Origin of the sequence: Herbiconiux solani NBRC 106740 (assembly GCF_001571005.1) — a bacterium.
Lineage (GTDB): Bacteria > Actinomycetota > Actinomycetes > Actinomycetales > Microbacteriaceae > Herbiconiux > Herbiconiux solani.
In genome coordinates, this window is the sequence record NZ_BCST01000013.1 from 15,605 (window position 1) to 36,557 (window position 20,953).

General features: G+C 71.1%; 21 protein-coding genes and 1 pseudogene. 6 read left to right on the forward strand and 16 right to left on the reverse strand.

Annotation, left to right across the window (positions count from 1 at the left end; genetic code table 11):
• Positions 1–3: 3 nt before the first annotated feature.
• The 5 genes from HSO01S_RS17610 to mftA are packed head-to-tail and all read right to left on the reverse strand — an operon-like array spanning position 4 to position 3,466.
• Positions 4–837, reverse strand: coding sequence for a mycofactocin-coupled SDR family oxidoreductase (locus HSO01S_RS17610; protein WP_066043905.1), 834 nt, complete (start codon positions 835–837; stop codon positions 4–6).
• A 57-nt stretch (positions 838–894) separates the two neighbouring features.
• Complete coding sequence (locus HSO01S_RS17615; protein WP_066043908.1) at positions 895–1,701, reverse strand: mycofactocin-coupled SDR family oxidoreductase; 807 nt, start codon at positions 1,699–1,701, stop codon at positions 895–897.
• Positions 1,702–1,758: 57 nt separating this feature from the next.
• Entirely contained in the window at positions 1,759–3,075 is a 1,317-nt protein-coding gene (gene mftC / locus HSO01S_RS17620; protein ID WP_066043912.1) for a mycofactocin radical SAM maturase, read from the reverse strand.
• A complete protein-coding gene (mftB, locus tag HSO01S_RS17625) occupies positions 3,072–3,347 on the reverse strand; it encodes a mycofactocin biosynthesis chaperone MftB (protein WP_157079155.1) in 276 nt (91 codons plus the stop codon). Before mftB ends, mftC begins: the two co-directional genes overlap by 4 nt.
• A gap of 8 nt (positions 3,348–3,355) precedes the next feature.
• Positions 3,356–3,466: a mycofactocin precursor MftA gene (gene mftA / locus HSO01S_RS18505; RefSeq protein ID WP_084361815.1), complete on the reverse strand. Its 111-nt coding sequence runs from the start codon at positions 3,464–3,466 to the stop codon at positions 3,356–3,358.
• An 88-nt stretch (positions 3,467–3,554) separates the two neighbouring features.
• Between mftA and mftR the strand changes: the two genes are divergently transcribed.
• The 4 genes from mftR to HSO01S_RS17645 all read left to right on the forward strand — a co-directional run bounded on the left by mftR (position 3,555) and on the right by HSO01S_RS17645 (position 8,140).
• A complete protein-coding gene (gene mftR, locus HSO01S_RS17630) occupies positions 3,555–4,196 on the forward strand; it encodes a mycofactocin system transcriptional regulator MftR (RefSeq protein WP_066043915.1) in 642 nt (213 codons plus the stop codon).
• Positions 4,193–5,815 carry a mycofactocin dehydrogenase MftG gene (gene mftG / locus HSO01S_RS17635; RefSeq protein ID WP_066043918.1) on the forward strand — a complete coding sequence of 541 codons (1,623 nt, stop codon included), beginning with the start codon at positions 4,193–4,195 and terminating at the stop codon, positions 5,813–5,815. Before mftR ends, mftG begins: the two co-directional genes overlap by 4 nt.
• A 32-nt stretch (positions 5,816–5,847) precedes the next feature.
• On the forward strand, positions 5,848–6,594 hold the full coding sequence (locus HSO01S_RS17640; RefSeq protein WP_066043922.1) for a class I SAM-dependent methyltransferase: 747 nt from the start codon (positions 5,848–5,850) through the stop codon (positions 6,592–6,594).
• 130 nt (positions 6,595–6,724) lie between these two features.
• A complete protein-coding gene (locus tag HSO01S_RS17645; RefSeq protein WP_066043926.1) occupies positions 6,725–8,140 on the forward strand; it encodes an LssY C-terminal domain-containing protein in 1,416 nt (471 codons plus the stop codon).
• 87 nt (positions 8,141–8,227) lie between these two features.
• Here the strand turns inward: HSO01S_RS17645 and HSO01S_RS17650 are convergent, their stop codons facing one another.
• From HSO01S_RS17650 to HSO01S_RS18920, 4 genes are all read right to left on the reverse strand, one after another.
• Positions 8,228–8,560 (reverse strand): hypothetical protein, encoded by a 333-nt coding sequence (locus HSO01S_RS17650; protein ID WP_066043929.1) that lies wholly within the window; start codon positions 8,558–8,560, stop codon positions 8,228–8,230.
• Positions 8,561–8,649: 89 nt separating this feature from the next.
• A complete protein-coding gene (locus HSO01S_RS17655) occupies positions 8,650–9,627 on the reverse strand; it encodes a diacylglycerol/lipid kinase family protein (protein WP_066043931.1) in 978 nt (325 codons plus the stop codon).
• A gap of 31 nt (positions 9,628–9,658) precedes the next feature.
• On the reverse strand, positions 9,659–10,552 hold the full coding sequence (locus HSO01S_RS17660) for a nucleotidyltransferase family protein (protein ID WP_066043933.1): 894 nt from the start codon (positions 10,550–10,552) through the stop codon (positions 9,659–9,661).
• Between the two features lie 87 nt (positions 10,553–10,639).
• Positions 10,640–11,272, reverse strand: coding sequence for a hypothetical protein (locus HSO01S_RS18920; protein ID WP_066043937.1), 633 nt, complete (start codon positions 11,270–11,272; stop codon positions 10,640–10,642).
• A 92-nt stretch (positions 11,273–11,364) separates the two neighbouring features.
• Here HSO01S_RS18920 and HSO01S_RS18925 point away from each other — a divergent pair, with 92 nt between their 5' ends.
• Positions 11,365–12,024 (forward strand): TetR/AcrR family transcriptional regulator, encoded by a 660-nt coding sequence (locus HSO01S_RS18925; RefSeq protein WP_066043940.1) that lies wholly within the window; start codon positions 11,365–11,367, stop codon positions 12,022–12,024.
• A gap of 83 nt (positions 12,025–12,107) precedes the next feature.
• Complete coding sequence (locus tag HSO01S_RS17675; protein WP_084361817.1) at positions 12,108–13,769, forward strand: MDR family MFS transporter; 1,662 nt, start codon at positions 12,108–12,110, stop codon at positions 13,767–13,769.
• On the opposite strand, the gene HSO01S_RS17680 is transcribed toward HSO01S_RS17675, so the two are convergent.
• The 7 genes and pseudogenes from HSO01S_RS17680 to HSO01S_RS19160 all read right to left on the reverse strand — a co-directional run.
• Positions 13,723–14,397 (reverse strand): TMEM175 family protein, encoded by a 675-nt coding sequence (locus HSO01S_RS17680; RefSeq protein WP_066043945.1) that lies wholly within the window; start codon positions 14,395–14,397, stop codon positions 13,723–13,725. The two genes, HSO01S_RS17675 and HSO01S_RS17680, sit on opposite strands and share 47 nt — an antisense overlap.
• Complete coding sequence (locus HSO01S_RS17685) at positions 14,394–14,972, reverse strand: TIGR03086 family metal-binding protein (RefSeq protein WP_084361818.1); 579 nt, start codon at positions 14,970–14,972, stop codon at positions 14,394–14,396. The genes HSO01S_RS17680 and HSO01S_RS17685 overlap by 4 nt, the downstream gene beginning before the upstream one ends.
• Positions 14,973–15,001: 29 nt before the next feature.
• A complete protein-coding gene (locus HSO01S_RS17690) occupies positions 15,002–16,294 on the reverse strand; it encodes a glycosyltransferase (RefSeq protein ID WP_066043950.1) in 1,293 nt (430 codons plus the stop codon).
• On the reverse strand, positions 16,291–18,606 hold the full coding sequence (locus tag HSO01S_RS17695; RefSeq protein ID WP_084361819.1) for a glycoside hydrolase domain-containing protein: 2,316 nt from the start codon (positions 18,604–18,606) through the stop codon (positions 16,291–16,293). Before HSO01S_RS17695 ends, HSO01S_RS17690 begins: the two co-directional genes overlap by 4 nt.
• Positions 18,607–18,895: 289 nt before the next feature.
• Positions 18,896–19,471, reverse strand: coding sequence for a hypothetical protein (locus HSO01S_RS17700; RefSeq protein ID WP_066043953.1), 576 nt, complete (start codon positions 19,469–19,471; stop codon positions 18,896–18,898).
• Positions 19,472–19,483: 12 nt separating this feature from the next.
• Complete coding sequence (locus HSO01S_RS17705; protein ID WP_157079158.1) at positions 19,484–19,927, reverse strand: hypothetical protein; 444 nt, start codon at positions 19,925–19,927, stop codon at positions 19,484–19,486.
• Positions 19,917–20,953: pseudogene (locus HSO01S_RS19160) on the reverse strand (hypothetical protein); the annotation flags it as partial. The pseudogene HSO01S_RS19160 and the gene HSO01S_RS17705, both read right to left, overlap by 11 nt.

Here is a 20,953-nt window from a genome sequence, read left to right on the forward strand (position 1 = left end):
CCCCTACTTGATCGCCGCGCCGGCATCGACCGGGAGCGGGACCCCCGTGATGTAGCGCGATTCGTCGGAGGCGAGGAAGAGCACGGCGTTGGAGATGTCGACCGCCTCGACCCACGGGATCGGGAGCGCGTTCATCGCGACCGCGGCCTGGGCGAAGTCGTCCTTCGTCGGGTTCTCGAGGTCCGGCCGGAACAGGCGGTAGATGCCGTCGTTCTGCACCATGAGCGTGTCGACCGTGGTCGGATGCACGCTGTTGACCCGGATGAAGTCGGGCGCGAGCTCGAGCGCCAGTGTGCGCATCAGGCCCACCACTCCGTGCTTCGCCGACACGTAGTGCGAGATGTTGGCGTAGGGGAACAGCCCCGCGTCCGAGCTGGTCAGGATGATCGACCCGCCGCGTCCGCCCGCCTTCAGATGCGGGATGGCGGCTTTCGCGGTGCGCCAGACGCCGTTGAGGTTGATGTCGATCATCCTCATCCACTCGTCCTCCGGCACGTCCTCGGAGAGGTTCGGCCGGCCCGCGATGCCCGCGTTCGCCGAGACGATGTCGAGCCGCCCGAGCTGGGCGACCCCGTCGTCGACGGCGGCCTTCAGGGCGTCGAAGTCACGCACGTCGGCCTTGCTGGCGATGATCCGGCGGTCGAGCGCCTCGACCTGCCTGACCGTCTCGACGAGATCCTCTTCGGTCGCCGGAGGATACGGGTTCTCCGGCAGATCCTCCAGGTAGTCGATCGCGATGATGTCGGCGCCCTCCTGGGCCAGGCGCAGCGCGTGACTGCGCCCCTGTCCTCGTGCGGCTCCGGTGATGAACGCCACTTTTCCTTCTACACGCCCCATTGCGTGCCCCTTTCTCTTGTCTCTTCTGTCGGACTCGTGGTCCTGGGATCAGACGGTTCAGTACTGCGTGTTGCCGGCGTCGACCGTCATCTCGAGGCTCGTGATGAAGCGCGACTCGTCCGAGGCGAGGAAGAGCACCGCGTTCGACTGGTCGAGCGGCTCCGTCGCCTGGATCGGCAGCAGGTTCGCCAGCATGCCGCCGACGGTCGGATGTGCCTCGAGCAGCGGCCCGAAGGCGTTGCCCATCTCGCCCATCGGGGTGTTGACGCCGGTGGGGTGGATCGTGTTGACCCGCACGGAGTACTCGGCGAGCTCGGTCGCATAGGCGCGCATCAGCCCGACCACGCCGTGCTTCGCGGCCACGTAGGCCGACAGGAACGGCAGGCCCTTGATGCCGGCCGCCGAGCTCGTCATGATGATCGAGCCTCCGCCGTTGTCGATCAGGTGGCGGCTGGTGAGCTGGACGGTGTTCCACACGCCCGTGAGGTTCGTGCCGATGGTCTGGTCCCAGACGTCGACGGAGGTGTTCTCCCAGTCCTCGACCACGCAGATCCCGGCGTTGGCCACGACGATGTCGAGCTTGCCCAGCTGGGCGACGCCGTCGTCGATGGCCGCCTTGAGGGCGCCGCGGTCGCGGACGTCGGCCTTCGTGGCGATGATGCGGCGGTCGAGCGCCTCCACCTGGCGGACGGTCTCGGCGAGATCCTCCTCGGTCGCGGAGGGGTAGGCGATGTTCGGGATGTGGTCGGCGAGGTCGACGACGATGATGTCGGCGCCCTCCTTGGCCAGGCGCACGGCATGGCTGCGCCCTTGACCGCGGGCACCTCCGGTGATGAAAGCGACTTTTCCTTCGACACGCCCCATTGCATGCTCCTTCCAGTGCACACGCGGGCCGCGTCTCGGCCCACGGCCTTCTGCTCGCTACGACCTCGGGTCGAAGCCGGCGAGCGGGTTCTCCTCGCACGCGCTGACCGGCGGGCGGTCGGGGCGGGTGAGCGAGAGAGTGATCGGGATGCCCCGGGACTTGGTCTTCACGACGCCGCCGTCGCGGCGCGGGCCGCGTTCGGTTCGGTGGGAGTGGTCGCCGTCGGGCCGCGGGATGGAGTCGGCCTCCTTGCGCTTCTCGAGCGCCTGCTCGCCGAAGCCGCGCACGCACTCCGGGTCGGGGCCGTCCAGCGGCAGGCCGGTGAAGAACTTGGCCGCCATGCAGCCGCCCTTGCAGGTGTCGAAGAACGAGCAGCTGGTGCAGGCGCCGCCGGACTGCGGCGTGCGCAGCCGGGTGAACAGGGCACTGTTGCGCCACACCTCCTGGAACCCGCCCTCGGAGCGCACGTTGCCGGCGAGGAACTCGTCGTGGATCGCGAACGGGCACGCGTAGACGTCGCCGACCGGGTCGATCAGGCACACCACGCGCCCGGCGCCGCAGAGGTTGAGGCCGGGCAGCGCCGAGCCGTAGGCCGACAGGTGGAAGAAGGAGTCGCCCGTGAGCACGCCGTCGCCGTGGGCGACGAGCCAGTCGTAGAGCTCGCGCTGCTGCTCGGGCAGGGGGTGCAGCTCGTCCCAGACGTCCGCCCCGCGGCCCGACGGGCGGAGCCGGGTCAAGCGCAGCTGCGCACCGTACTCGTCGGCGATGGCCTTGAACTCGTCGAGCTGGCCGATGTTCTGGCGGGTGCAGACGACCGAGATCTTGAAACCGGTGAAACCGGCATCCTTCATGTTCTGCATCGCCCGCATCGCGGTGGCGTAGGAGCCGGGACCGCGCACGTAGTCGTTGACCTCGGCGGTCGCGCCGTCGAGCGAGATCTGCACGTCGACGTAGTCGCTGCTCGCGAGCTTCTGTGCGACCTCGGGCGTGATCTTGACGCCGTTGGTCGAGAACTTGACCCCGACCTTGTGGGCGGTGGCGTAGTCGACGAGCTCCCAGAAGTCGCTCCGCACGGTCGGTTCGCCGCCGCCGATGTTGACGTAGAAGACCTGCATGCGCTCGAGCTCGTCGATGACCGCCTTGCACTCCTCGGTCGACAGCTCGCGCGGGTCGCGCCGGCCGGAGCTTGAGAGGCAGTGCACGCAGCTGAGGTTGCAGGCGTAGGTGAGCTCCCAGGTGAGGCAGATCGGCGAGTCGAGCCCGAACTCGAACAGGTCGACCAGGCGGCCCGGCTGAGTGGGCGTGGCCGGCGCGGTCGTGGTACCGGGAGCCGGCGCGGCCGCCGACGGCCGTGGGGTGTCGAGGAGGGTCATGGCTTCCTTTCGATCACCATCGACGACGCGGCGAGCGTGCCGAGGGCGGCGTGGTACCGCGGGATCTCCCCGTCCGGGATGCCCGCAGAGGCGAACGCCGCGCGCACCGAAGCAGACGCCGCGAGGGATTCGACCGCCGCCAGGAGCGTGCGGTCTTTCAGGAACGAGAGCTTCCGGGTGCCGAAGTGGTACAGCAGCGCGCCGAACGGCTCAGGACGGATCGACACCTGGGGATGCACGTCCCACGCGGCGTCGAGATCGACCGGGATCACGGCACGGCCTAGTAGACGCCGCACATCCCGTCGATCGACACTTCTTCTACCAGTGAGTCGGCCTCCACCAGCTCGTCGTCGGTGAGAACCTGGTCACGTTCACTCGTGTTGTCACTCATGGGATGCTCCTCATGTCGTTGTCGTCATCGAAACGCTGTGATGGCACGATACTAATGACACCGAGTGCCGAATGGAAGGGGTGCCCGCATGAATCAACTCCGGCTCCCGGATGAGGCCCGGCCCGCCGACCAGCCCCGGCTCGGGCGCCAGCCGTCGACCTCGCGCAACGAGCTCAGCCACCTCGCCCTGCAGCTGTTCATCGAGAAGGGCTTCGACGAGACGACGATCGACGAGATCGCGGCACGCGCGGGCATCGGCCGACGCACCTTCTTCCGCTACTTCTCGTCGAAGAACGATCTGCCATGGGGCGACTTCGAGGAGCTGCTCGACCGGCTCCGGCGGCACCTGCAGGAGCTCCCCGCCGATCTGCCGCTGCTCGATGCGCTCCGGCTCGCGGTGATCGAGTTCAACCGGTTCCCGGCCGAGGAGGTGCCGTACCACAAACGCCGGATGGACCTCCTGCTGAACGTGCCCACGCTGGTGGCGCACTCGACGCTCCGCTACGCCTCCTGGCGCGAGGTGGTCGCCGTTTTCGCCGGCGAGCGCCTGGGGCTCCCGGCCGACGACCTCGAGCCGCAGGTGATCGCGTGGACGGCGCTGGCCGTCTCGCTCGCCGCCTACGAGCAGTGGCTGCGCCGCGACGACGCCGATCTGGCCGAGCTGCTCGACGAGGCCTTCCGCAAGCTGCCGACCACGATCGCGACCGACGCGGAGCCGCGCGGGCGATGACCGTCTGGGACGTCGTGGTCGTCGGCGGCGGGGCCGCGGGCGCCGCGTTCGCCGCCCGCGTGAGCGAGGATCCCGAGCAGCGGGTGCTGCTGCTCGAAGCCGGTCCCGCACCACGGTCGGCGGAGGAGTACCCGGCCGAGCTGCTGGATGCGTCGGCGCTGCGCGGAGCCGACCCCGCGCATCCGGATGTCTGGGCCTACCCGGCCGAGCTCCTGCCCGGGCGGGACTACACGATCGTGCGGGGGCGCATCCTCGGCGGCTCGACGACGACCAACGGCGCGTACTTCGTGCGCGCCCGCCGCGCCGACTTCGACGCCTGGGCGGCGGCGGGCAACCCGGAGTGGACCCTCGAGCGCTCCCTGCCGTTCCTCCGCGCCCTCGAGCACGACGTCGACTACGGCGAGACGGCCGTTCACGGTGGCCGCGGGCCGGTCTTCGTGACTCGGCCTGGGCAGGATCACCCGGTGACGCGGGCCTCCGCCGAGGCGGCCGAGCAGCTGGGGGTGCCGCGCGTGGCCGACCTCAACGGACAGGCGCTGGGCGATCACGACCCGAGCGGCCTTCCTCACGTCGACGACGGGCACGGCCCGTTGCCGATGGATGTCCGCGACGGCATCCGCTGGAACACCGGCCTGGCCTACCTCGAGCCGCTCCGCGACCGGGCGAACCTCACCGTGCGCGGGCACTCCCGGGTGAACCGGGTGCTGTTCGAGGGCACCCGCGCGGTCGGCGTCGAGCTCGCGCCCGACGCCGGATCCGGCACGCCGGGCGAGGTGATCCGGGCGCGCGAGGTCGTCCTGTCGGCGGGCGCGATCGCGACCCCGCAGCTGCTGCTGCTCTCGGGGGTCGGGCCGTCGGCCGAGCTCGAGCGCCACGGCATCCCGGTCGTCCTCGACGCCCCTGGCGTGGGACAGGGTCTGAGCGATCACCCACAGGTGCGGCTCGACTGGCGGATGACGGCCGCGGCGGCGGCCGAGCTGCCCGCGACCGGTCCCGCGATGGCGAGCGCGCTGCACCTGCGCACCAGCACGGGTGGGGTGATCGAGCTGCTGCCGCTGCTGCATCCGCTCGGCGAGCTCCTCTTCGGAACGAACCCCGACTCCCCCATGGAGCCTGGCTCAGCGGCGACCGTCCTTTCCGTGCTGGTCGCGCTGCAGACCCCGCGGTCCCGCGGATCGATCGCGCTCGACTCCCCCGACCCTGCGGCGCCGCCGCGGATCCGCTTCGGCTACCTCGAGGATGCGCGCGACCGCGCCGACCTCCGCGACGGCGTGCGGCGCACCGCCGAACTGTTCGGCCAGCCGTCGTTCGCCTGGCTGTTCGACGGGTTCTCCGCCGGGAGCGACGGGCTCGACACCGCGACGCTGGCCGACGACGAGCGCCTCGACACCTGGATCGCCGAGAATCTCGGCACCGCCCTGCACACCTGCGGCAGCGCCCGGATGGGCCCCGCCGGCGACCCCGGCGCCGTAGTCGACCAGTACGGCCACGTCCACGGGCTCGAGGGCCTCCGCATCGCCGACCTCTCGGTCATCCCCGTGGTGCCTCAGCGCGGTCCCGCGGTCACGGCGGTGCTGACGGGCGAGCGGATGGCGGCCTTCCTCCGCGACGGGCACTGACGCGACCGCGCCTCGAGGTGCAGACTGGCGGCATGGCCAAGGATCCGTCCCTCGCACTCCGCTTCGGCTCCGCCGCGGCCTCCTACGACGCCGGCCGCCCCGGCTACCCGGTCGACGCCGTCGAGTGGCTGCTCACGCAGGCCGCGACCGACGACGGCCGGCTGCCCGACGTCGTCGACATCGGCGCCGGCACCGGCAAGCTCACGGCGGTGCTCGCCGCGCACGCCGCCTCGGTCGTCGCGGTCGAACCCGACGAGCGGATGCGCGCCGCCCTCGAGTCGAACCTGCCCGGCGTGCGGGTCACCGCGGGCACCGGCGAATCGGTGCCGCTCGGCGACGACTCCGCCGACGTCGTGACCTTCGGGCAGGCCTGGCACTGGGTCGACCCCGAGGCCGCCTCCCGCGAGGCCGCCCGGCTCCTCCGGCCCGGCGGCGTGCTGGCGCTGATCTGGAACGTGCGGGACGACCGGGCCAACTGGGTGCGCGAGCTGAGCACTCTGATCGGCCCCTCGGTCGCCGAGGAGTTCGACACCGTGCAGCCTCCGGTCGGTGAGCCGCTGCGCCGGGACGCCTATGCCGAGTTCCACTGGACCCAGCCGACGGATGCCGCCCGGCTGGTCGAGATGGTCGCGTCCCGCAGCTCGGTCATCGCCCTCGCCGAGGACGAGCGGGCCGCGCTCCTGGAGGAGGTCACCGCGCTGACCCGCCGCCATCCCGAGATGGCCGGCCGCGAGCGCTTCGACCTGCCCTACACGACCCGGGTCACGATCGCGCGCTGAGACCGCGACAACAGCTGCGCCCAGAGAAGCAGCCGAACCGGCACAGCCGCGACGGCAGCCGTGGCTGCAGCCGAAGCAGCAGCCGTGCCACCCACCTGGCGCAGCCCCTGGGCACCGGTATCGTTGCCTCATGCCCGACACGCTGACGAAGGCCGGAGGCGCGGACACCCTGCCCGCGAAGCGGCGCAGGCGGTTCTCGCTGAACGCCGTGCTCGACAACGTGTTCTTCGTGATCGCGGGCGCGGCCGCCGTCTGGCTGGCCTACCTGGTGCTGACCGAGGGCTTCTCGTCGGGCTGGGCGCAGATCTGGTTCTACGTGGTCTTCTGGGTGGTCGTCGCGTACATCGCCCTGCCGCGGCTGCACCGCATCCTCACCAACATCTACGTGCCGAACTACTTCATCGGCCGCACCCGCACGAGCGACGGCCTGCTCGGCGACCCGGTGAACCTCGGTCTCCTCGGCAGCGAGGAGCAGGTGCACACCGCGATGCTCGCCGCGGGCTGGACCAGGGCCGACGACCTGACCCTGCGGAGCGCGCTCCGGATCGTGCGGTCGACCGTGCTGCGGCAGAGCTACAACGAGGCACCGGTCAGCCCGCTGATGCTGTTCGGCCGCAACCAGGACTTCGCCTACCAGCAGGAGGTCAAGGGCAACCCGGCCAAGCGCCACCACGTGCGCTTCTGGCGCTGCCCCGACGGCTGGCTGCTGCCCGGCGGGCACTCGACCGACTGGCTGGCCGCCGGAACCTACGACCGCGCCGTCGGCTTCTCGCTGTTCACGTTGCAGATCACGCACAAGATCGACGAGAACACGGATGTCGAGCGCGACCACATCGTGGCGACGATGCAGGATGCGGATCCTGCCGTCGAGGTCGTCGTGCTGAAGGACTTCGCCACCGGCTACCACTCCCGCAACGGCGGCGGCGACCAGATCATCACGGACGGCGACCTGCCGATCGTGAACCTCCGCGCCGTGGTGCCGACCGTGCTCGCCGTGCAGGAGGCGGCCGCGCCGGTGCCGACGCCGCATCCGCTGCCCGACGCCGACGTGCCCGAGGCGCCCGCATCACCCGGCAAGGCCGTCCGACGGCCGGCTCAGATCACCTTCGGCGCGGTCGTGGTGCTCATCCGGGCGTTCGTGCCGGCGTTCATCATCCTCGCCGTCCTGCTGGACTGGCAGGGGGTGCGCGACCTGCTCGACATCGACACCGGGGACACCGCGCTCCCCGACTCGATCGACTACCGCGACCTGACCCTGTGGGTGCTGGTGGCGGGAGCCGCGCTCTTCGGCGTCGTCGAGGTGCTGCTGGGGTTGTTCGTGTTCTTCGGGAGCAACCTCGCCCGGATCCTGGTGATGACGTTCAGCTCGATCAACATCCTGATCGCGCTGATCGAGAGCATCGACAGCCACCAGGCGATCACGCTCGGCACGAACCTGGTGGGATTGTCGTTCGACATCCTCATCCTGATCGCGTTGTCGAGCGATCGGGCGCGGGACTACGCGCGGCGGCCGCGCGACAAGAAGGCGTCACGCGCTGCGGTTTGACAACCGTGGTCTGACCGCCGCCGTGTGACCGCCGCCGTCTGGCTCGAGTCGTGTGCCGGGTCGCCCCGGCGGAGCCGTGGCTTGGAGTCAGGCCGCGATCATCGACAGGCTCATGCCCGCCAGCGACAGGGCCACGACCGCGGAGACGATCGCGACGTTCGAGAGGACGCCCTCGGGGAGCCGACGGCGGGAAGCACCGAGGTCGACCGAAGCCATCGCGGAGTCGAGGGAGCTGTAGGAGCCCAGGTCGTGGCCGGTGGCCCCGGTGGCGACGAAATGGCCGGCCAGGTACTCGATCATGCCGGCGTACTCGCCGTCACGGCTGGCGACCCAGAGCTTGGTCTCGGGCTCGGACCAGGTGAGGGTGGTCGCCTTCCGCTCGGAGACCGACAAGGGGATGTTCTCGAGAAGTGCCACCACTGTTCCTTCCTCCTGATCGACTAATTGCTAGACAGCCTAACAACTAGTTCACTCTAGGGAATAGGGATTGCATGTCGCAACCGGAGGGGCTATAGGACGTTGTCCTCAGGAACACGGACTTTCAGGGCCCCGGCGTCGATCCAGGTCTTCAGTGCCACGGCCTTGCCGAACCCGTCGCCGTCGAGCTCGATCTCCTCCGGCCGCTGCAGGCGGAGCACCAGCTCGCTGCCGCGCAGGTAGTTCAGCGCGCGCACCTCCTTCGTGTCGCCCATCAGGCGCCGCCCGACGCTCGTGCGCCGGAGCACGCCGTTCTCCCAGAAGACCTTGCCCATGATCTGGAGCCAGCCGAAGAAGCCCTCCGGCCTCAGCACCACGATGTCGAACAGCCCGTCGTCGACGGCGGCATCGGGCAGCAGCAGGATGTTCGCCGGCAGCGACCCGCAGTTGCCGATCATGATCGTGTGGGCGCGCACGGTGCGTGTGGGCGCGTCGTCGAGCCGGTAGCGGAGCCGCAACTGGTTCTTGTCGCGCAGCACCGTCACGATCGCCTTCGCGTAGGCCAGCCAGCCCACGCGCGCCTTGAGCTCGTCGTCGGTCGCGGCGAGCATCTTGGCGTCGAGCCCGAGGCCGGCCATCACGAGGTAGGCGTGCTTGGTGATCGACCCGTCCTCGTGCTCGATGCGGATGACGCCCAGGTCGATCGCGCGGTCGGCACCCCGGAACGCGGTCCGCAGCGAGTTGCCCACGTCGTCGAGCGTGAGGTCGAGGTTCCGTGCCAGGAGGTTGCCGGTGCCGGAGGGCAGCAGGGCGAGCGGCACGTCCGACCCCCGGAGCGCTTCGGCGACCGCCCGCACGGTGCCGTCTCCCCCGGCGGCGATCACGAGGTCGACCTTCTCGGCGAGCGCCTTCTTCGCCGGCCCCTGCCCCGGGTCGTCCTCGCTCGTCTCGAGCCAGAGCGTCTCGGCCCAACCGGCCTCGGCCTCTTCGGCCGCGACCGCCTCCTTGAGAGCGTCGAGGTCGACCTTGATGGGGTTGTAGACGAGGGCTGCGCGGGGCGAGGTGGTCATCTTCGCGACCGTACCCGGGGGTCGTGGGAGATCAAAGAGGGTCGGGCGGAGCATCCCAGCCCACCGGTTCGGCCGGAGCGAGCTCGGGGAAGTCGCCGCCGAACAGCGCGACGAGGTAGGCGTGGGCGGTGTCGAGGTCGCCGTCGAGGTAGGCGTTGACCGCACCACGGGCGCTCGACGCCGCCCGCTCGACCGGGAACTGCACCTCGATCGCCCGGCCGAGGGAGGCCGCCGGCCTCACCCCCTGGGTCTGGTCCGGGCTCGAGAGATCAGGCAGGTTCACGAGTCCGCCCGAGGCCAGCGACTCCCAGAGCCAGCACAGATCCCAGAGCAGGCTGAACGAGCGCTGCTGCAGCGACTGGCGGATGGCCGCGGTCTCGAGGTAGTACGACGAGACGGGCACTCCTTGTCGATGCTTCCAGGCCAGCAACAGGCGGATCAGCGCGCGCAGGCTGCCGTCGTCGTCGATCCGGTCGAGCAGCATCTCACGGGCACCTGGCCGGTGACGCACCCAGCGACCCGCCGCATCCGGCACCCACTGGGAGTCCTCGCGGGCATAGGCGGGGATCAGGTGGAGCCCGATGCCGCCGACCCGGTCGAGGACGACCCGGCCAGCCGCCGTCGAGACCGAGCCCAAGGCGGCGGTGACGACGTCGCCCGGCACGGCGGCCGCGAGGCTCTCGGCAGCCCTGGTCGCTGAGCGCGACCGGGGCCCGTCGAGCACGACGAGGAGGTCGAGGCGGCTGCCGCGCACGGCGGTGCCGTGGGAGAACGACCCCGCCGGCTCGATGCCGATGATGCCGGGCCTGCCACGCAGGGCGGTCTCGATCCCGTCCCGGAAGCCCACGACCTCGGCCGGGTCGTCGGCCGCAGGCCGCACGAGCGCGTCGAACGCGCGGAACGCATCGCTGATCGGCTCGGGCATCGGTCCTCCCACGCCCGAATGTACTCCCGTCGGGCGGCCCGGGAAGGGGTGGACTGCGTGGGGTCGGGCGTGATCGGGGCCGGGGCCTCAGCCGCGGCGCCGGGTGCTGCGGCGGGAGTCGGCCAGCTCCCAGAGGTCGAACTCACGGAGTCTCCGCATCCGCTCGTCACGGTCGCGGCGGTAGTCCTCGTCGACGACGATCGACGAGGCCGAGCGGTACTGGTCCAGCCGTTCGGCGATCTCGCGGCCGATCTCGTCCCAGGCGCGGGCCCGGGCATCCTCCACCAGCGACGCCAGGGCTGCCGGGTCTTCTGCATCGGCACGGATGCGGCGGGCCACCTCCCGGTAGACCAGGCGCCGGGCCGCGAGCAGCTCGAGGTCGCGGGCCTTGTAGTCGTGCTCGTGCCGGGCGACGCCCTGGTCGCTCTCCGCGTCGGCGATCATCTCGTCGGCGTGCGCCGCGTTGGCGTCCTGCTCAGCCGCCAGTTCGGTCAGCACCTCCCGGGCGGCGTCGGCCGCCTGCTCGGCGTCGAAGGCGCGGTCGTCGCGGAGTGCCGAGACGATCAGCCGGTTCTTCAGGGCGAGCACCGACGAGAACCGCGCGATCAGCTCGCCGTCGGCGACAGCGGCGTCGACCTCGTCGTCGGAGAGCGGTTCCGGGGTCTCGATGGGCTTGCCGGTGGTCAACCAGCGCTTCACGCGCTCACGCCGCCGAACCATCTCGCCTCCTCTGCATCCAGCGTAGTCCGAGCGCATTGACCCGGCTAAGTTTCGCGTTGCGAAAGTTTTCACCGTGTGAAACAATCTTGTCCGTGACGACGATCGACTCCCCCACCCTCAACGCCCCCGTCGGGGCGCACGACGAGGTGGGTCTGCGCGAGCGCAAGAAGCGCGAGACCGCGCGCGCAATCGAGATCGCAGCTCTCGAGCTCGCCAGCGAGCTCGGGCTCTCCGAGGTCACGGTCGACGCGATCAGCCAGCGCGCCGACGTCACGAGCCGCACCTTCTTCAACTACTACGCGGGCAAGGAGGATGCGGTGATCGGCCACTCCAAGCTGTTCGGCCCGCCGGTCCTCCCCCCGATCAACGCCCGCGGCGGCGTGAGCGTGCTCGACGCGGTCTTCGACGCCGTGCGCACGCAGGTCGCCTCGCTCGATCTCGGCAGCCCCGAGATCGAGGAGATGCGGCGCACCGTCATCGTCGCGAATCCCTCGCTCCTCGCGAAGGGCTTCGAGACCGTCGGCGCCGTCGAAGACGATCTGGCCGCGCAGGTCGAGCGCCTCCTCGACGAGGAGGGACTCGTTCCCGCGCCCGAGCGACCGGCCCGCGCGCGCGCCGTCGTGCTGTTCATCGGGGCCGTGCTGCGGCTCGCGATGCACACCTGGGGGCTCGAGGCCGGCGACCGCCGTCCCGTGCTCGATCACGTCGACGAGGCCCGGGAGCAGTTCCGGCACCTCGTCGATCCCCTCTAGACCATCCCCCGGGCGTGCGCCGCAGCAGGCGCCCGCCCCGCACGTCCGTCACCGTCCGACACCAGCGAACCCGAGGTATCCGCATGTCCACCAGCCCTGATCTCGACGAGGCCGCCGACCGCGGCGAGCCCGCCGGCGGCCGCGCCGCATCCGACTCCGCCGCTGCCGCCGCCCGTGCCGGCTCCGCCGCATCCACCGGCCGCACCGAGCCGGTCGCCGAGGGCGGCCAGGTGCTGACCAAGCGCCGCGTCAACCTCATCTTCGGCGCCCTGATGGTCGCCATGCTGCTCTCGGCACTCGACCAGACGATCCTCGGCACCGCGCTGCCGACCATCGTGGGCGAGCTCGACGGCGTCAACCACATGCTCTGGGTGGCGACCGCCTACATCCTCGCCTCGACCGTGGTGATGCCGGTCTACGGCAAGCTCGGCGACCTGATCGGGCGCAAGTCGCTGTTCGTGATCGCGCTGTCGATCTTCGTGTTCGGCTCGATCCTCGGCGGTTTCGCCAACTCGATGGAGTGGCTGATCGCCGGCCGCGCCGTGCAGGGCCTGGGTGGCGGCGGGTTGATGATCCTGTCGCAGGCGATCATCGCCGACGTGATCCCGGCCCGCGACCGCGGCAAGTACATGGGCTTCATCGGTGCGGTCTTCGGCCTCTCCTCGGTCGCCGGCCCCCTGCTCGGCGGTCTCTTCACCGACGTGCTCAGCTGGCGGCTCGCGTTCTGGATCAACGTGCCGCTGGGGCTCGCCGCCATCCTGCTCGCCGTGCTGCTGATCAAGCTGCCCAAGCACGTCGGCGCCGAGCGGCCGAAGATCGACGTGGCCGGCATGGTCACCCTCGCGATCGCCGCCGCCGGACTCGTTCTCACCGCCTCCTGGGGCGGTACGGAGTACGACTGGGACTCCCCGATGATCATCGGCATGATCATCGTGACGGTGCTGGCCGCCGTGGCCTTCGTGCTGGTCGAGCGCCGCAGCGCCGAGCCGGTCATCCCGCTCTCGCTGTTCGCGAACCGCAACTTCACCCTGACCACCCTCGCGGGCCTCGCGATCGGCGTGGCGATGTTCGGTGCGATCGGCTACATGCCGACCTTCTTGCAGATCGTCAACAGCGTGAACGCGACCGTTTCGGGCTTCATGCTCCTCCCGATGCTCGGCGGTCTGCTGATCACCGCGATCGGCGGCGGCTTCCTGGTCTCCAAGACCGGCCGCTACAAGTGGATGCCCATCACCGGCGCCCTGGTCGTCGCCCTCGCCCTCGTGCTCTTCTCGACCATGCGTGCCGACACCCCGCTGCCGCTGATCCTCACCTACCTCACGATCCTCGGTCTGGGCCTCGGACTCGCGATGCAGGTGCTCGTGCTCGTCGTGCAGAACTCGGTGCCGCACAGCATGGTGGGAACCGCGACGGCCGGGAACAACTTCTTCCGTGAGATCGGTGCCTCGCTCGGATCGGCGATCGTCGGATCGCTGTTCGTGGCCCGGCTCACCGAGCAGCTCTCCTCCTCGGCCGGGTCGCTGGGCGCGGGCGGCGGCGCACTGCCGACCGACACGAACGCCCTGACGCCGGCCGCGATCAATGCGCTGCCGCCGGAGATCCACCAGATCATCGTCGACGCGTACTCCACCGCGCTCAGCCCGGTGTACCTCTACCTGGTGCCGCTGATGCTCGTGGCCGCCCTGCTGCTCTGCTTCGTCAAGGAGATCCCGCTGGCGACGACGGTCGTGCAGTCCGAGGCCTGATCCGCCTGACCAGGGCGCCGATCGGGCGGGAGAGCACGAGCAGCGCGACCGGCCAGAGGCCGAGCGCCGGCCAGACGAGCGACACGACGAAGGCGATCAGGATGAGCGCGACCGGCACCCAGCGCGCCTGCAGCTGCCGTGGGCTCGGCTCGGCACGCGGCTCGAACAGGTGCTCGCGCACGAGGACGAGCTCCTCGGCGCGCGAGAGCAGCATCGTGAGGCCGACCACGCCGATGTAGAGGCCATTGGCGAGCAGGTCGCTCGGATCGGCGCTCACCTTCAGCACGGTCGCGAGCGGCAGGAACGCGATCCCGGCGAGCCACAGCAGGTTGAGCGAGACCAGCAGCCGGGTGAAGCCGACCGCGCGGTTGAAGAGGCGGTGGTGCTCGCGCCAGAACGAGGCGATCACCACGAAGCCGAGGCCGGCGGCGGCGAGGCCCTGGGAGTTCTCGCGGAAGAAGTCGGCCGTGGAGCCGATACCGGGCTCGCGGGCCAGGTCGACCAGGGGCAGCACGATCAGGGTGATCGCGATCGCGACGACCGCGTCGCTGAAGAAGACGAGGCGGTCGAGGCCGCGGCGGGCGTCTTCGGCGGCGGTGCGCTCTGCGGCGGCCCTGTCGTCCGTCACGCGGGGGCGGTCCAGAAGGGGTCTCGGCCGATGAAGCCGATCAGGCGGGTGGGGGCGTCCGATCCCTCGGGCACCTCCACGCGGGGGCCGTACTGGCCGGAGCTGCGGAGGACCTCGTCCATCGGCTCCATCCCTTCCACCATGGTCAGCGCGAAGTCAGCGTCGAGACCGGGTTCCTGGCCCGTGGCACGGGCGAGATCCCAGGTGTGCAGGAAGATGTCGGCTGTGTAGAAGCGGTCGATCGCCTGCGCCAGCGGCATCGTGCCGGTGTGCGGGTTCGTGAACATCAGGGCCGCGACCTCCGGGTCATCGAGCACCCGTTGCACCGAGTCCGCGTGCACCCGCCACGCCTCGACCGGGTCGTCGTCGACCGACGGGCCGGCGAGCAGCACGACGTCGCTGCCGCCCGCGAGGAACTGGGGGAACCAGGTCACGAGGTGCCGAACCACGTCGCGGGCGGCCCACTCGGGGACCGGGGACGGCGCATCCCAGGCATCCGGAGCCGCGCCCCGCGTCAGCTCGGCGAAGTGGCCGGCCACCTGGCGGTGCCGTTCTGCAGGTCTGTCGTCCAACACGTCGCCAGGGTACTCCCCCGCCGCCGCCCTCAGGCGTCGACGGTCTCGTGGCGGGGGAAGCGGGCGAAGAGCTTGTCGAAGACGACGTGGCGGTCGAACTGCCGCGCGTACTCCCGGGCCCGTGCGGCCTGGTCGGCGCGCTCGGCCGGGGTCGTGCGGATGACGGCCTGATCGATCGCCTCGGCCACCGCATCCGGATCGTTCACCGGCACCACGATCGCGTGCTCGCCGATCGCCTCGCCGATCCCGCCGGTCAGCGTCGTGATGACGGGGCCGCCGCCCGCGAGCATCTTCTCGGCCAGCGCGATGCCGAAGGTCTCGACGAACTCGGGCCGGGGCTTCGACGGCAGCACGAACGCGGCGCAGCCGGCCATCAGGAAGGGCTTCTCGGCGTCTCCGACGTCGTCGAGAAAGCGGATGCGGTGGGCCAGCGGCGAGGCGGCCGCCAGCTCCCGCAGTGCTCCGGCCTGCGGTCCGCGTCCCGCGATGATCAGGGGCAGATCCGTTGCGCGCCCGACCTCGCTGCGTTCGAAGCCGCCGATCAGGTCGTCGACGCCCTTCGCATCCGTCAGCCGGGAGAGGAAGAGCAGGTAGCCGTCGCGGCGGAGTCCCCGTGCGGTGACGACGTCGTCGATCGTCTGCTCGTCGAGGTCGAGGTAGGCCGCCGCGTCGATCGCCGGGTACGAGACCTCGATGCGGTCGCGGCACTGCTCGGCGAAGCGGGTGCCGTGCTGGTCGTCGACCCGCTGGGCCTCCGAGATGATCAGGTCGCGGGTGTACTCGGAGACGGCGACGCAGTGGTCCTGGCTGAGGTAGCTCGAGAGGATGTGCGCGGCGGCTCCGAGCCGGCCCTCCTCGACCGCGGTGCGCACGACGTTGGTCACGTCGGAGCCGACCGCCTCGGCGATCGTCGTGACGTTGACCGGCAGGCCCGTGCCCCAGGCGGCGCGCACGGCGTCGGCGACCGCGATGGTGTGGGGGCTGAGGTAGAGCGAGAGCGCGACCGTGGGCACCCCGTCGGTGAAGAGCTCGACCAGGCGGCCGGTGATGCCGGCCAGGTAACGGCCGTCCGGCACCTTGTAGTCGCCGACCGGGGCCGGGCGCTCGACGATGATGCCCGGGCTGTAGGGCAGCACCGAGTCGAGGGGCTTGAGCGGCAGGCCGGCCGCCTCGAGGCGCTCGATCGGCCAGGTGACGATGCGCACCTCGTCGAAGCCGCGGGCGAGAGCGGTCTCGGCGAGGTTGCGGCCCTCGACGGAATGCCCGCAGATGACCGGATCGGCGCGGTTGACGATCACGAGGCGGTTGCGGATCGCGGTCATGGGGTTGCTCCTGTCGGCTGGGTGGGGGCGGGGGTGGTCATGGGGGCCGGCGTGGTGGTCACGATCGTGGCGATCGGGGCCGTCGACGGGAAGGGGTCGGTGAGAACGGGCGTGCCGGCCGCGGGCGGGTACGAGGGCGGGAGGTCGACGGTGCCCCAGTCGGAGGGCTCCGGGCCGAGCTCGACGAGCAGCTCACCACCGCGGTGGAACTCGTCGCCGGTCAGGTGGGTGCGCGCGAGCGGAGCACCGTTCAGCCGCACCGAGCGCACGTACTGCACCGGGCCGCCCGGGGTGGGCTCCACGAAGCCCACGGTGCGGATGGCGAACTCGCCGCCGGCGACCGCGATCGTCGACTCGGCGAACGAGGGTGCGTTGATCAGCAGCATGTTCTGGCCGGCGACCGGGAACAGCCCGAGCGAGGCCCAGACGAGCCACGAGCTGAGTCCGCCGGAGTCGTCGTTGCCGGGCAGGCCGCCCCGCCCGGTTCCGAACTGCTGGTGCACGGCGTGGTGCACGACCTCGGCCGTGCGGTCGGGGCGACCGGCGTAGTGGTACGCCCACGGTGCATCCATGTCGGGTTCGTTGTTGAGGCCTTCGAACCGGCCGAGCACGTAGCCCGCCAGCAGCTCTTCGGCATCCGGAGCCACCCCGAGCTGCGTGACGGGCGGCGCTCCGTAGCCGAAGAACGCGTCGAGCTGCTCGAGGAAGTGCTCGGGCCCGCCACTCAGCGCGATCCGGCCGGCCATGTCGTGCTGCAGGCGGAAGGAGTAGTTGTAGCGCGAGCCCTCGTAGTACGTCGAGTCCTTGAGCAGTCCCGTCGAACGGTCGTAGGCGTTGACCCAACGCTCGGCGAGCGCCTCGAACTGGGCGGCCAGGGCATGGTCGCCGACGTGCCGGGCGACGCGGGCCGTGCACCAGTAGCCGTACGCGAGGTCGAGGGTGTGCGTGATCGGATGCGCCTCGCCGCGGAGCAGGTACTCCTCGCCGTAGGTGCGGCGCAGGTCGTCGGACATGTGCACGAGGGCCCAGTCCCAGTCGATCCCGGGCACGCCGAGCTGGCAGAGGTCGGCGAGGAAGGTGTGCGCGAGCGCCGACCCCTGGCGCGAGAAGCGGTCGCCGCCGCGGGCGAGCCGGTAGCCGATCGGGAAGTTGCCCTCCTCCTCGCAGATCGTGAGCAGGGCGTTGGCGAGCTCGACGGCCCGCTCGGGGAAGAGGGTCGTCAGCAGCGGCAGCTGGGTGCGGTAGATGTCCCACATCGTCGAGATGTCGAAGACGAACGGGCCGTCGCTCGGCCAGAACGGGCTCTCGGAGTCGGCGAAGCTCGGCTTGATCAGCGAGTGGTAGAGCGCGGTGGAGAACACCGTGCGGCGGGCCGTCGAGGGTGTGTCGACGGCGATCGTCTTGAGGTGTTTGCGCCAGGTCTTCTGGGTGCGCTCGCGCCGGGCCTCGAACCGGCCCGGGCCCGGGCCGCAGTCGGCGCGGAGGTTCTGCTCGGCCTGCTCGACGCCGCGGAACGAGAAACCGATCCGCAGCTCGATCGTCTGCCCCGGTTCGCTGGGGCCCGCCCACATCAGGCCGAAGGGCCGCAGGGTCGTGGGCCGGATGTGGTCGAAGTCGAGCCGGGTGCCGCCCGGCATCAGCCGCCGGTCGTACCAGAGCATCTGCCGCCACTGCGGGGCGTCGCACTCGATGTGCACGGCGATCGGCGCACCCTCGGCGACCACGACTCCGCTGGCGACACCCGGCTCGATCGTCTCGAGGTGGGCGCGGAGCGGGATCGTGGCCCCGTACGGGATCGCGAGGCCGCCGAGCGAGAAGTCGATCACGATGCGCGCGTTGGCGTGCCGGGGGAAGGTGTACCGATGCACGGCGCTCTTCGGCCCCACCGTGATCTCGGCGGTAATGCCGGAGTCGAGGGTGGCGGAGTAGAGGCCGGGGGCAGCCTCCTCGTCGGTGATCTGCCAGGTGCGGCCGAGCACGTCGAGTGGCTCGATCATCGGCGTGACGCGAAAGTAGTTGTAGTACTTGCGGATCGCCCCGGTGCCCGACTGCTGGAAGTGCGTGAAACCCGAGGCGAGCTGGTCGTCGTGGATGGTCGTCGGCACGCCCTCGAGGCTCAGATCGAAGCGGCCGTAGCCGGTCGGGTAGGCGCCGGAGTAGGCGCAGGCCGAGACCATGCCGAGGGGGTAGGTGGCGCCGGGGTGGGTGTTGCCGACCTGCGGCTTGGGCCACCACCAGGTCGCGGCGAGGCCGGACTGCGGGGGCAGGTCGGTGATGCCGGTGCCGATGAAGGGGTCGACGCGGTCGAGCATTCGGGGCCCCTTCCGGCGGGTGGGTCGCGGATCGCGGATTGCGGATTGCGGTGGTGGATCGTGGATCGTGGCCGAAGTGCGGGCCGTCGTCGGAATCTAGGTTTCGAAGGGGGACGAGGGGTGAACCGGCGGTGACGGGATGGAGAACGGCGGTGGGCGTTCGGGGAACGACGGGCGAAGCGGCGGCGGTGGGAGGGCTCGACGGAACACCGCGGCCATCGGCGGCGGGCGGGGGCGCGCGGGAACCGGGCGGGTTATCGAGGCGGTGCGGTAGACGGAGCGGCGGGAATTACGGGGGCGGCGCGGTGAGCAGGGCGGCGCGCTCGGTGAGGTAGGGCTCGAGCGGGGTGGTGCCGACCGCGCCGGGCTGGAGGTTCCAGCGCACCATGACCGTGTCGCCGGCGAGACTCAGCACGCCGGTTCCTGCCCGGATCGCCGGAACCGCGAGGTCGACCTCGCCGGTGTCGAAGTTGACCGTGTCGCCCTCGGCGAACTTGCCGGCGAAGGCCGCGCGGCGGTAGTCACGGCGCTCCTCGGCGCGGGCGGACTGGTTCGTGACGCGACCCGGCTCGATGGCGCGGGTGACGCGGCCGATCGTGTGGAGGCCGCCGGCCGCATCCAGGAGCAGCACGCCGAGCCGCCAGACCCGCCCGCGCGCCACCATGACGGGTGAGCGGCGCACGCCGAGGATCGCGCGGCGCTCCTCGAAGCTCGCGAGCGCCTCGGTGCGGGCGCCGCTCGCCTCGAGCGCCGCGACCGTGCCGGACAGGATGGCGGCGAGCGCCGCCGCGACCTCGGCGTCGGTCGCGCCGGGGCCGGGGCCTGTGCCGCCGCCTTCGCTCCCGCTGCCCGCCGCACTCGCCATGAGACGACGCTACTAGGACTCCCGGTCGACCGAACCCTGCCCGCGGGCCGCCCACCACGTGAGCAGCGTCAACCCACCCGCGGTCTGCGCGACGGCGAGCGCGGCGAGGGCGAGGGTCTGGATGTCGGTCGTGAACATCCACACCAGCACCGCCACGACCCCGCCGCCCACGACCACACCCGTGACGAGGGCGGCCGGTGCCGCCGGCATCCCGACCCGCCAGAGCAGGGCGAGGAGACCGGCCGCGAGCCCGCCGGCCAGGGCGCCCACGAGCATCCCGAGCGTGGTGCCCACCAGCATCCCGATCAGGAGCAGGCCGGTCGACGACGACGGATCGCCGCGCACGAGCCCCGGCCCGAGCACGGCGACCGGGTAGAGCAGGCCCGTGCCGGCCCCGGCGATCACCCCGCCGGGCAGTGCGGCCAGGGTGCGGCCCGGTCGCGGCTCAGACGCCACCGCCGCCACTGCTCCCGTCGGCGTGGTCGGCTACGCGCTGCCAGTAGAGCAGCCAGTTCGCCCCGGCGATGCGGGAGTTCGCGATGTTCGCGGCCGGTCCGCGGTCGACCATGATCAGCGCGTGCACGTACAGGTGCAGGTAGCCGCTCGGGTCGTTGTACCAGGAGAAGGTGATCAGCGATCCGGCGCCGTCGAAGTGCCCGGCCTGGGCGAGGAACTGCAGGGCTCCCCCGTTGGCGGTCTGCACCTTCACCGGGGCCGGCACGGTGATCAGCGAGAACGGGCTGGCGTTCAGCGCGAGGATGTCGCCGTCGGCCGGGTACGAGCGCGGGCCGCCGTTGATCGGGAAGTAGCAGTTGAAGCATCCGTGCAGCAGTCGGTCGACCGCCCGCTCGGAGGCCTTGGGATGCACCGCGTGGTAGAGCGGCAGCGCGGCCGAGAAGTCGTAGCTGTAGAGCCATCGCGGGTCCAGCAGCACTGGGAACGCCGTCTCATCGGTGAGGTCGACGTGCTGGGTGAGGGTATCGCCGCTCCAGGAGTAGTGGGTCGGCACCGTGGCGCCTTGCGCGTCCACCGCCCAAGGCGCCTCGAGGGTGCCGATGTAGCGGTGGTCGCGGTCGGTCACGAGCGTCTGGCCGTCGGGCAGGTCGACCCGGCCGCTGCCCTCGGGCAGGTCGAAGCGGTACGCGAACTCCTCGCCGGCCGTGGCGTCTGCGAGGGTCGTGAGCAGGCGCACGCCGTTCATCACGGGCTGCACCAGGGTGTGCGCGGCCGGTGTCTTGGTCGCCCAGCTGTGGATGCCGTCGGTCACCTCCGCCTGCCCGCGCGCGTCGACGATCGTGATGGCGACGGGCTGCCCGGCGCCCTCGGTGTCGGCGGGCGCGAGGCGGATGGGCTGGCTGGCGTCGGCGGGGATGCGGGCGGTGAAGGGGGCGGGCCCTCCGTCGCCGGTCGCTGGGTCTGCGGCGTCGGTCGCCGCCTCGGCTGCGCCGGTCGCCGGCCCGGCTGCGCCGGTCGCCGGCCCGG

Bases quoted from the DNA above. Each gene is read 5' to 3' on its own strand.
- mftR (WP_066043915.1), top strand. From the start codon at position 3,555: ATGAATCAACTCCGGCTCCCGGATGAGGCCCGGCCCGCCGACCAGCCC.
- HSO01S_RS17660 (WP_066043933.1), bottom strand. From the start codon at position 10,552: ATGCCCGAGCCGATCAGCGATGCGTTCCGCGCGTTCGACGCGCTCGTG.
- HSO01S_RS17615 (WP_066043908.1), bottom strand. From the start codon at position 1,701: ATGGGGCGTGTCGAAGGAAAAGTCGCTTTCATCACCGGAGGTGCCCGC.
- HSO01S_RS17700 (WP_066043953.1), bottom strand. From the start codon at position 19,471: ATGGCGAGTGCGGCGGGCAGCGGGAGCGAAGGCGGCGGCACAGGCCCC.
- HSO01S_RS17640 (WP_066043922.1), top strand. From the start codon at position 5,848: ATGGCCAAGGATCCGTCCCTCGCACTCCGCTTCGGCTCCGCCGCGGCC.
- HSO01S_RS17690 (WP_066043950.1), bottom strand. From the start codon at position 16,294: ATGACCGCGATCCGCAACCGCCTCGTGATCGTCAACCGCGCCGATCCG.
- HSO01S_RS17675 (WP_084361817.1), top strand. From the start codon at position 12,108: ATGTCCACCAGCCCTGATCTCGACGAGGCCGCCGACCGCGGCGAGCCC.
- HSO01S_RS18920 (WP_066043937.1), bottom strand. From the start codon at position 11,272: ATGGTTCGGCGGCGTGAGCGCGTGAAGCGCTGGTTGACCACCGGCAAG.
- mftC (WP_066043912.1), bottom strand. From the start codon at position 3,075: ATGACCCTCCTCGACACCCCACGGCCGTCGGCGGCCGCGCCGGCTCCC.
- mftG (WP_066043918.1), top strand. From the start codon at position 4,193: ATGACCGTCTGGGACGTCGTGGTCGTCGGCGGCGGGGCCGCGGGCGCC.
- HSO01S_RS17610 (WP_066043905.1), bottom strand. From the start codon at position 837: ATGGGGCGTGTAGAAGGAAAAGTGGCGTTCATCACCGGAGCCGCACGA.
- HSO01S_RS17655 (WP_066043931.1), bottom strand. From the start codon at position 9,627: ATGACCACCTCGCCCCGCGCAGCCCTCGTCTACAACCCCATCAAGGTC.
- mftA (WP_084361815.1), bottom strand. From the start codon at position 3,466: ATGAGTGACAACACGAGTGAACGTGACCAGGTTCTCACCGACGACGAG.
- HSO01S_RS17695 (WP_084361819.1), bottom strand. From the start codon at position 18,606: ATGCTCGACCGCGTCGACCCCTTCATCGGCACCGGCATCACCGACCTG.
- HSO01S_RS17645 (WP_066043926.1), top strand. From the start codon at position 6,725: ATGCCCGACACGCTGACGAAGGCCGGAGGCGCGGACACCCTGCCCGCG.